Source organism: Methylopila musalis (assembly GCF_042679725.1).
Lineage (GTDB): Bacteria > Pseudomonadota > Alphaproteobacteria > Rhizobiales > Methylopilaceae > Methylopila > Methylopila musalis.
Genome location: NZ_JBHTMX010000113.1, coordinates 1 through 9,261 on the forward strand (window position 1 = coordinate 1; position 9,261 = coordinate 9,261).

Here is a 9,261-nt window from a genome sequence, read left to right on the forward strand (position 1 = left end):
CGGTCAGGCGCTGGCGCGGCGGCGGGCGTGCGCCTGCAGGTCGATCGGCCGGTCCGGCACGGTGATGCGGAACGTGGCGCCGATCGCGCCGTCCACCAGCGCGATCGAGCCGCCATGGGCCCGCACCAGCTCCGCCGCGATGGCGAGGCCGAGGCCCGAGCCGCCGGTGCGGGTGGAGCCCTGGAACGGCTCGAACATGTGCTCGCGCGCCTTGCGCGGCAGGCCAGGGCCGGTGTCCGACACCTCGATCACCGCGACCGAGCCCTCGCGCCGCCCGGAGATGCGGATGTGGTCGCGGTTCGGGTCGGGCGCGCCCCGGCTCTCGAACGCCTGCACCGCGTTGCGGCCGAGGTTCAGCAGCACCCGGAAGATCTGCTCGGGATCGGCGTCGAGGGTCAGCCCGCGCTCCACCGCGGCGGTGAAGCCGATCGGGCCGTTCTGCTCGAGGCCGAGCGCCGCGCGCACGTCCTCCACCACGTCGGCGAGCGGCGTGCGGCGCCGGGCCGGCGGCCGCTCCTGCGCGCGGCCGTAGGACAGCGTGGACTGGCAGAAGGCGATGGCCCGGTCGAGGGTCGCGATCAGCTTGGGCGCGAGCTTCTGCACCGTCGGATCGGCGACCGTTCCGAGCCGGTCCGACATGAGCTGGGCCGAGGCCAGCAGGTTGCGCAGGTCGTGGTTGATCTTGCTGACCGCGAGCCCGAGGGCTGCGAGGCGAGACTTCTGCTGCAGCTGGTCGTGGATCTCGGTCTGCATCCGCGCGAGCTCGAACTCCGCGACGCCGATCTCGTCGGCGCGGCCGGACACGGTGACGATGCGGCTCGCGTCCTCGGGCGCGGCGGCGAAGGCCACCATGGTCGCGGTGAGGCGGCGCACCGGGCGCACGATGATCCGGTCCAGCGCCACATAGACCAGCGCCGCCGTGAGAATCGAGATCAGCGCCGACAGCATGAGAACGGTGCCGGAGAAGGCCAGCATCGCCCGGCGCAGCTCGGTCTCGTCCACCACGATCTCGATGAAGTCGGCCTGGTTCGGCGCCTCCGCCACCACGCGCGCCAGCCGCTCATGCCCGTTCAGCAGCGTGTCGAGCGCGTCCGCCACCGCCGAGGCGCCCGTGTCCTCACGCCGGTCGATGGTGAGGTCCACCTCGTGCGGGATGTCGGACACCGCGAGCAGGCGGCGCGCCTCGCCGGTCTTCAGCGCCAGCGCCTTGGCGCCCACGCTGTGCAGCAGCCGGCGCGCCAGCGCCTCCTCCACCGCGCCCTCGGGGGCGGCGTCGAGCGCGAGCGCGGCGGTGCGGGCGCGGTTGATCTGGTCGTCGATGAAGTTGAGGCGGAAATTCGCGATCGACGGCACGTAGATCAGCACTTCCGACAGCATGACGAAGGCCACGGTCAGGCCCAGCAGCTTGCCGGAGAGACCGAGCCGCCCGCTTTCGGGAGGTGAAATCGCGTCGTGCGTCATGTCGTGGTCGGACTGGCGGCCCTCGTTCGGGTCCGCGCGGTCGCGCCGCCCTTGTTCAAGTCTCTTTCCGGAAGAGGTCGCCCCGTTTAAAGTCCGGCGCGACGCAGGCCGCGATCATGAAGCCGCGGGCCTGCTTCGTCAAACCGCGCGGGCGCAGGCGTAGGGCGTGGAAACCGCGTCCGGCCCCGCCGGGCTGATTGACTTTTCGGCGGCTCCGCCCTTATAAGCCGCCCCGTGACCGCGCCCGCGTCAGACGCGGGCTTTATCATTTATGGCCGGGGCCCGCGCCAGCTCACGCCGGAGGGCGGGGCGAGGCGGTCGCGGCGACCGGAGTACAGACCCGTGAAGCGCACGTACCAGCCCAGCAAACTCGTCCGCAAGCGCCGCCACGGCTTCCGCTCGCGCATGGCGACCGTCGGCGGCCGCAAGGTGATCGCCGCCCGCCGCGCCAAGGGCCGCAAGCGCCTCAGCGCCTGATCAGCGCATGCCCCGCGCCGCGGCCGGTCTCGAAACCCTGCGCCGCCGCGCGGATTTCCTCGCGGCGAAGGATGCGGTGAAGATCGGCGGCCCGCTCATCGGCCTTCAGCTGCGCGACCGCGGCGAGACCGACGCGCTGCCGCGGGTCGGCATCACCGTGACCAAACGGATCGGCGGCGCCGTGGAGCGGAACCGGATGAAGCGGCGCCTGCGCGAAGCCATCCGGCTCACCTTGCCCACGGCCGCGCGTCCCGGATGCGACTATGTTCTGATCGCGCGGCGGGCGGTGCTCGACGCGGATTTCGCGCGCCTCGTGCGCGATCTGGGCGACGCCGTGCGGCGCGCCCATGGCCGGCTCGACCGGCCCTCGAAAGTCGGCGCCGCGGCGCTTGACGCCTCTCCCCCGCTTCCGCGGCCCCGAGGGGCCGCCTGACCCGCGGACGACGATGGACAACCGCAACACAATTCTCGCGATCGCCCTGTCGGCGCTGGTTCTCCTCGGCTGGCAGTACTTCTTCGCCCGCCCGCAGGTGGAGGCGCAGCGCCAGCAGCAGGCCGTGCAGCAGCAGCTCACGGAAAACCGTGACGGCGCCGCAGGCGCCGGCGCGCCCCAGCCCGGCGGGGCGGCGACGCCCGCCGCGCCCGGCGCGGCTCAGGGCGCAGGCCCGGCCAAGACCCGCGAGGGCGCCCTCAAGGACAGCCCGCGCATCCCGATCGACGCGGAGCGCCTGCACGGCTCCATCGCGCTGGTGGGCGGCCGCGTGGACGACGTGACGCTCAAGGACTACCGCGAGACGGTGGACCCGAAGAGCCCGGAGATCGTGCTGTTCGCGCCGCTCGGCAGCCCGCAGCCCTATTACGCCGAGTTCGGCTTCGTGAACGCGCCCGGCGGGACCGTGCCGCTGCCGAACGCCCAGACCGAGTGGAAGGCGGAGGGCTCCGGCCCGCTGACCTCCACCAGCCCGGTGACGCTCACCTGGGACAACGGCCAGGGCCTGACCTTCCGCCGCACCATCTCGGTGGATCAGGACTACCTGTTCACGGTGCGCGACGAGGTCGCCAACGCCGCCGGCGGCCAGCCCGCCACGCTCTACCCGTACGCGCTGATCTCGCGCCACGGCGAGCCGCACGTCTCCGGCTATTACATCCTGCACGAGGGCCTGCTCGGCGTGATGGGCGAGGACGGCCTGCAGGAGATCGCCTACAAGAAGATCGCCGAACAGGGCGCGCGCACCTTCCGCCCCACCGGCGGCTGGCTCGGCGTCACCGACAAGTACTGGGCCTCGGCGCTGATTCCGCCGCAGGACAAGCCGTTCAACGCCCGCTTCGCCTCCACCGACGACGGCGGTCGCGCCTACCAGACCGACTATCTGCTCGACCCCGTCACCGTCGCGCCCGGCGCCTCGGCCGAAGTCACCGGCCGCCTGTTCGCCGGCGCCAAGCAGGTGGCGGTGCTCGACCGCTACGAGAAGGAGCAGGGCGTCCGCCACTTCGAGCTGATGATCGACTGGGGCTGGTTCCACTTCATCACCCGGCCGATGTTCTACGCGCTCGACCTGTTCTACAAGATGGTCGGAAACTTCGGCATCGCGATCCTGATCGTGACGGTGCTTCTGAAGCTGCTGTTCTTCCCGCTGGCCAACAAGTCTTACGTCTCGATGTCGAAGATGAAGCTTGTCCAGCCGGAGATGACGCGCATCCGCGACCGCTTCGCGGACGACAAGCAGAAGCAGCAGCAGGAGCTGATGGCGCTCTACAAGCGGGAGAAGATCAACCCGCTGGCGGGCTGCCTGCCCATCGTGGTGCAGATCCCGGTGTTCTTCGCGCTCTACAAGGTGCTGTTCGTCACCATCGAGATGCGGCACGCGCCGTTCTTCGGCTGGATCCACGACCTGGCCGCGCCGGACCCCACCTCGCTGTTCAACCTGTTCGGCCTGCTGCCCTATGACGTTCCGCACTTCCTGCTGATCGGCATCTGGCCGCTGCTGATGGGCGTGACCATGTTCGTCCAGATGCGGCTGAACCCGACGCCGACCGATCCGGCCCAGGCCATCATCTTCAACTGGATGCCGCTGTTCTTCACCTTCCTGCTGGCCTCGTTCCCGGCCGGTCTGGTGATCTACTGGACGTGGAACAACTTCCTGTCGATCGTCCAGCAGTGGATCATCATGCGCCGTCAGGGCGTGAAGGTGGACCTGCTCGGCAACATCCGCGAGGCCTTCCGCAAGAAGCCGACCGGCGCCGCCAAACCCTGACGCGGCCTCCGCGTCGCGCCATCCGCCCTCGCCGCTCCTTCCACGAAGGGGCCGCGGGGGCGTCGCGTTTCAGGGGCCGTTCGGACGGCTTCCGGGACTCGACCGGCGTCTCCCGTCACGCCCGCGCGATGCGCGGGCATCCACGATGTCGGGACGGCGCCGTGAACGTCGCAGGCTCAAGTCGTGGATGCCCGAGACACGCTCGGGCATGACGGACGTGGAACCACCGATTGAGGCTCCAAGGAGGCTCCCGCCGCCATGACCACCGATCCGACCGACGTCGACCCCTATCTGGAGATCGGCCGCAAGCTGTTCGCGGGGCCGTGCGACTTCGTGCTGGGCGCGGCCCGGCTGGAGCAGCTTCCCGCCATGGACCGCCCGGAGATCGCGCTGGCGGGCCGCTCCAACGTGGGCAAGTCGAGCTTCGTCAACGCGCTGACCGGCCGGAAGACGCTGGCCAAGACCTCCAACACCCCCGGTCGCACCCAGCAGCTCAACTACTTCGATCTGGGCGGCAAGGCCTATGTGGTCGACATGCCGGGCTACGGTTACGCCCAGGCGCCGGTGGAGCAGGTGCGGGCCTGGACCGGGCTGGTGAAGACGTATTTGCGCGGCCGGCGCAGCCTCGCGCGGGTGTTCCTGCTGATCGACGGCCGCCACGGGCTGAAGACGGTGGACGGCGACGTGATGGACCTGCTCGACGCCGCCGCCTCGTCCTATCAGGTGGTGCTGACCAAGATGGATCAGGTCCCGAAAGGCGAGCGCGACGCCCGCGTGGCCGACACGCTCGCGGCGCTGGCCCGCCGCCCGGCCGCCTATCCGGAGCTTCTCGCCACCTCGAGCCGCGACGGCGACGGCGTCGTGGAGGCCCGCGCCGTGATGGCCCGCCTGATCGACGAGCGCCGCTGAGCGCGCGGTCGGACTAAGTCTCCGTCATGCCCGGCGAGCGCCGGATGTCCACACATGTCCGGTCACGCCGGACTGAGGGCAAAAGTCGTGGATGCCCGAGACCAAGCTCGGGCATGACGGCGAGGGCGCCTCAGCCCTCTCGGGCGAGCGCGGCGATGCCTTCGCGGTAGGTGGGATAGGCGAGATCGACGCCGAGCGCCTCGCGCAGCACCCGGTTCGCCACCCGCTTGTTGGACGAATAGAAGCTGCGGGCCATGGGCGAGATGTCGGCGGTCTCGAACGCCACCTCCGGCGGCGGCGGAACGTTGAGCAGGTCGGCGGCGTAGGCCACCACGTCCTGGGGCGGGGCCGGCTCGTCGTCGGTGACGTTCACGATCGGCCCGGCCTGCGGCCGCGCGATCCCGGCGGCCAGCGCCGCGGCGATGTCGTCCACATGGATGCGGTTGAACACCTGTCCCGGCTTCACGAGCCGCTTGGCGGTCCCCGCCTTCAGGTTCTCGATCTGGCTGCGGCCGGGGCCGTAGATGCCCGCGAGCCGGAAGATCTGGGTGGGAACGCCCGTCTCGGCCCCCAGCGCCAGCCACTCGCGCTCCACCGCGATGCGCCGCGCGCCCCGCAGGCTGTCGGCCTCGGGCGGGGTGGTCTCGTCCACCCAGCCGCCGTCGGCGTCGGCGTAGACCCCGATGGTGGAGAGATAGCCGATCCACGCCAGATCGGGCGCCGCGCGCAACGCGGCTCCTGCGGCCCGGAGCGTCGGGTCGCCCAGATCGTCCGGCGGCGCGGAGACCAGAAGGTGGGTGGCGCGCTCCAGCGCCTCCTTCAGAGCGGGCGCGAGCGCGGAGCCGTCGAAGCTGTGGGCGCGCAGGCCCTCGGCCGCCAGCAGAGCGGCCTTGTCGGGCGAGCGCGCGGTGACGTCGACCGCGTCGAAGCTCTCGCCATGCAGCGTCACGAACCGCTTCGCCGTGTAGCCGCAGCCGATGACGACCAGCCGCCTCACGCTCCGTCCCCGTCGTTCATGGCCATGGTCCATTCGCTGCGCACATCCGTGTCGGTTTCGGTCGCGAGCGCCCGCTCGGCAAGGGGCGCGAGCGTCGCAGGTGCCAGAAGGCGTCGAAGCGCCCACGCCGCCGCGCCGCGCACCAGCGGCGAGGCGTCGTCGATCAGCGGGCTGACGGCGGCCGAAAGCGCCGGATCGCCGGAATTGCCGAGCGCGACCGCCACGTTGCGCACGAAGCGGTCGCGGCCGATGCGCTTCACCGCCGTTTTGGCGAACAGCGCCCGGAACCCGGCGTCGTCGAGCGCGGCGAGCTCCGCGAGCTCCGGCGCCTGCAGCGCGTCCCGGGCGGCGAGCCGCGTCTCGCGGCCGGCCTGGGCGAACTTGTTCCACGGGCAGGCGGCGAGGCAGTCGTCGCAGCCGTAGATGCGGTTGCCGATCGCGGCCCGGAGCGCGCGGGGGATCGGCCCGGCGTGCTCGATCGTGAGGTAGGAGACGCAGCGGCGGGCGTCGAGCTGGTAGGGCGCGGGGAAGGCGTCGGTCGGGCAGGCATCGAGGCAGGCCCGGCAGGAGCCGCAAGCGTCGCCGGCGGCCTCGTCCGGCGGCAGGTCGGCGGTGGTGAAGATCGCGCCGAGGAACAGCCACGAGCCGAACGCGCGCGACACCATGTTGGTGTGCTTGCCCTGCCAGCCGAGCCCTGCCGCCATGGCGAGCGGCTTCTCCATCACCGGGGCGGTGTCCACGAACACCTTGATCCCCGCCCCCTCGGCGCCGAGCGCGGCCGCGACCTGCTTCAGGCGCCCCTTGATCAGGTCGTGGTAGTCGTCGCCCTGGGCGTAGACCGAGATCGCGCCGCGGTCCGTCAGCCCGAGCGTGTCGCGGGGGTCGCGGTCCGGCCCGTAGTTCATGGCCAGCATGACGATGGAGCGCGCCTCGGGCCACAGCGCGCGGGGATCGCCGCGCCATTCCAGCCGGTCTTCGAGCCACGCCATGTCGCCGTGCCAGCCCTTGGCGAGCGCTTCCGCCAGACGGGCCGCGGCGTGGGGAATGGCGTCCGGCGTCGTCACCGCCACCGCGTCGAAGCCATAGGCGCGGGCGCGCTCGACGATCCGGCGCTTGAGGGCGTCGGGCGTCATCGCCGCTCCGGGCCGCGCGGCCGCGGGCGGACGACGGCCGGCCTCAGAAGTCCAGATTGGCGTAGTTGGTGGAGGGCTGCATGCCGGCCAGCGTCTCGGCCAGCAGCGGGCGGAACGAGGGGCGCGACTTCACCCGCGCATACCAGCTCTTGGCGGTCTCGTCCTCGTCCCACGGCACGTCGCCCAGATAGTCCACCGCCGACAGATGGGCCGCGGCGGCGAGGTCCGCATAGGTCAGGCGCTCGCCGGCGAGCCAGTTCCGCTGCCGGGCGAGATAGCCCACATATTTCAGATGATAGCGGATGTTGGAGCGGGCCGCGCGGATGGCCGCCATCTCGGGCGCGCCGCCGCCGAGGCTCGTCGGCATAAAGCGCTTGTAGACCTTCTCGTGGATGAGGTGGCTCGACACCTCCTCGAAGAACTTTTGGTTGAACCACGCGGTCAGCCGGCGCGCCTCCACCCGCTCGCGCGGCGATTCCGGCAGCAGCCTGCGGTCGCCGAGCGCGAGACCCCGGGTCTCGTCGAGATATTCGGCGATCACGTCGGCGCCCGGCACGGAGGGGATGCTCGCCTCCACCAGCACGGGCGTGGTCCCGGCCGGGTTCAGGTGCAGAAAGGGCTCGCGCCGCTCCCAGACCTTCTCTTCCACCAGATCGGCCTCGAGGCCGTATTCGCCGAGAGCGAGCCGCACGAAACGCGAATGCGGGCACAGAGGGTAATGATACAGAATGGCCATGGAGCCCGGGGTGCCAAGGGTGGGGCGAAGTGTGGCCGGCCTGCCGCGGACGCCGCCGGAACGTCGCGCGCTTGATGGCGCGGCGCGGGAACCCCGTATAGAACCGGCGTCGTCGCGCGACAACAGCGAATCGGCGACGCGTCTTCTAAGGGATCGGGCGTCATGGATGTGGTGAGCCTGCTTCAGGCCGCGCTGCTCGGCTTCGTCGAGGGGCTGACCGAGTTTCTGCCTGTGTCCTCCACCGGGCACATCCTTCTGCTCGGTCATTTCCTCGGCTTCAACTCCACCGGCAAGACCTTCGAGGTGCTGATCCAGCTCGGCGCGATCCTCGCCATCCTGCTGGTCTACGCCGGCCGGCTGACGGACATCGCCCGCCGCCTGCCGACCGACCCCGCCGCCCGCCGCTTCGTGCTGGGCGTGCTGGTCGCGTTCCTGCCTGCGGCGGTCATTGGCGCGCTGGCGCACGGCTTCATCAAGACGGTGCTGTTTGAATCGCCGGTCACCATCTGCGTGGCGCTGATCGTGGGCGGCGTGGTGCTGCTGTGGGTGGACATGATCCGCCCTGACGACCGCTACGCCGTGCGCTCCACCGAGGGGCCGGCGCATGGCTGGGTCGGCGAGGCCGAGCCCGACGTGCGCTACGACGACGCCACCCGCTTCCCGCTCTGGCTCTGCCTCGCGATCGGCTTCTTCCAGTGCCTCGCCATGATCCCCGGCGTGTCCCGCTCGGGCTCCACCATCGTCGGCGCGCTGCTGCTGGGCGCGGGCAAGCGCGCGGCGGCGGAGTTCTCGTTCTTCCTCGCCATGCCCACCATGGCGGGCGCCTTCGCCTACGACCTCTACAAGAGCCGGAACATTCTCTCCATGGACGACATGGGGCTGGTGCTGGTGGGCTTCGTCTGCGCCTTCATCACCGCCATCCTGGTGGTGCGCCGCCTGCTCGACTTCATCTCCCGCCGCGGCTACGCGCCCTTCGCCTGGTGGCGCATCGTGGTGGGCGCGGCCGGCCTCGCCGGGCTGATGGTCTACGGATGAGCGGCGTCGTCTTCGACGACGTCGTCGCCCGCGCCGGCGCCGGGCGGCTGAACGGCCTGTCCTTCGCCGCGCCTTCCGGAGCGATCGTCGCCCTCGTCGGCGACGACGCCGCCACCCGCCGGCTCGCGCTCGACGTGCTGAACGGCGACGTTCGGCCGTCGAGCGGCGAGGCCCGCGTCGGCGCCTTCGCGGCCCGCTCCTTCGGGTCGCCCATCCCCCACGGCGTCGCGGAGCGTCTGGACGGCGCCGGCTTCGCCA

At 71.2% G+C, this 9,261-nt stretch carries 9 protein-coding genes and 1 pseudogene; 6 read left to right on the forward strand and 4 right to left on the reverse strand.

Features of this window, described 5'->3' with window-relative positions; all coding sequences use genetic code 11:
- Positions 1-3: 3 nt before the first annotated feature.
- Positions 4-1,461, reverse strand: a complete 1,458-nt coding sequence (locus ACFQ4O_RS11890; RefSeq protein ID WP_378775910.1) for a sensor histidine kinase — start codon at positions 1,459-1,461, stop codon at positions 4-6.
- Between the two features lie 342 nt (positions 1,462-1,803).
- Between ACFQ4O_RS11890 and rpmH the strand changes: the two genes are divergently transcribed.
- The 4 genes from rpmH (at position 1,804) to yihA (ending at position 5,102) form a co-directional block, all read left to right on the forward strand.
- Positions 1,804-1,938: a 50S ribosomal protein L34 gene (gene rpmH, locus ACFQ4O_RS11895; RefSeq protein WP_020187506.1), complete on the forward strand. Its 135-nt coding sequence runs from the start codon at positions 1,804-1,806 to the stop codon at positions 1,936-1,938.
- 7 nt (positions 1,939-1,945) lie between these two features.
- On the forward strand, positions 1,946-2,371 hold the full coding sequence (gene rnpA / locus ACFQ4O_RS11900; RefSeq protein ID WP_378775911.1) for a ribonuclease P protein component: 426 nt from the start codon (positions 1,946-1,948) through the stop codon (positions 2,369-2,371).
- Positions 2,372-2,384: 13 nt separating this feature from the next.
- Positions 2,385-4,193: a membrane protein insertase YidC gene (gene yidC / locus ACFQ4O_RS11905; RefSeq protein ID WP_378775912.1), complete on the forward strand. Its 1,809-nt coding sequence runs from the start codon at positions 2,385-2,387 to the stop codon at positions 4,191-4,193.
- Positions 4,194-4,451: 258 nt separating this feature from the next.
- Positions 4,452-5,102, forward strand: a complete 651-nt coding sequence (yihA, locus tag ACFQ4O_RS11910) for a ribosome biogenesis GTP-binding protein YihA/YsxC (RefSeq protein ID WP_378775913.1) — start codon at positions 4,452-4,454, stop codon at positions 5,100-5,102.
- Between the two features lie 130 nt (positions 5,103-5,232).
- Here yihA and ACFQ4O_RS11915 read toward each other — a convergent pair whose 3' ends face one another.
- Genes ACFQ4O_RS11915 through ACFQ4O_RS11925 form a run of 3 tightly spaced genes read right to left on the reverse strand, consistent with a single transcriptional unit; the run spans position 5,233 to position 7,968 of the window.
- Complete coding sequence (locus ACFQ4O_RS11915; RefSeq protein ID WP_378775914.1) at positions 5,233-6,099, reverse strand: SDR family oxidoreductase; 867 nt, start codon at positions 6,097-6,099, stop codon at positions 5,233-5,235.
- The gene (gene queG / locus ACFQ4O_RS11920) at positions 6,096-7,232 is read right to left on the reverse strand and encodes a tRNA epoxyqueuosine(34) reductase QueG (protein ID WP_378775915.1); all 1,137 of its coding nucleotides are present in this window, start codon (positions 7,230-7,232) and stop codon (positions 6,096-6,098) included. Before queG ends, ACFQ4O_RS11915 begins: the two co-directional genes overlap by 4 nt.
- Positions 7,233-7,275: 43 nt before the next feature.
- Complete coding sequence (locus ACFQ4O_RS11925) at positions 7,276-7,968, reverse strand: glutathione S-transferase family protein (protein ID WP_378775916.1); 693 nt, start codon at positions 7,966-7,968, stop codon at positions 7,276-7,278.
- Positions 7,969-8,130: 162 nt separating this feature from the next.
- Here ACFQ4O_RS11925 and ACFQ4O_RS11930 point away from each other — a divergent pair, with 162 nt between their 5' ends.
- Both ACFQ4O_RS11930 and ACFQ4O_RS11935 read left to right on the forward strand, forming a co-directional pair.
- Entirely contained in the window at positions 8,131-9,003 is an 873-nt protein-coding gene (locus tag ACFQ4O_RS11930) for an undecaprenyl-diphosphate phosphatase (RefSeq protein ID WP_378775917.1), read from the forward strand.
- Positions 9,000-9,261 (forward strand): annotated as a pseudogene (locus tag ACFQ4O_RS11935) (hypothetical protein); the annotation flags it as partial. The gene ACFQ4O_RS11930 and the pseudogene ACFQ4O_RS11935, both read left to right, overlap by 4 nt.

Coding starts and splice junctions, on each gene's coding strand:
- rnpA (WP_378775911.1), top strand. CDS start 1,946: ATGCCCCGCGCCGCGGCCGGTCTCGAAACCCTGCGCCGCCGCGCGGAT.
- yihA (WP_378775913.1), top strand. CDS start 4,452: ATGACCACCGATCCGACCGACGTCGACCCCTATCTGGAGATCGGCCGC.
- ACFQ4O_RS11925 (WP_378775916.1), bottom strand. CDS start 7,968: ATGGCCATTCTGTATCATTACCCTCTGTGCCCGCATTCGCGTTTCGTG.
- ACFQ4O_RS11890 (WP_378775910.1), bottom strand. CDS start 1,461: ATGACGCACGACGCGATTTCACCTCCCGAAAGCGGGCGGCTCGGTCTC.
- yidC (WP_378775912.1), top strand. CDS start 2,385: ATGGACAACCGCAACACAATTCTCGCGATCGCCCTGTCGGCGCTGGTT.
- queG (WP_378775915.1), bottom strand. CDS start 7,232: ATGACGCCCGACGCCCTCAAGCGCCGGATCGTCGAGCGCGCCCGCGCC.
- ACFQ4O_RS11930 (WP_378775917.1), top strand. CDS start 8,131: ATGGATGTGGTGAGCCTGCTTCAGGCCGCGCTGCTCGGCTTCGTCGAG.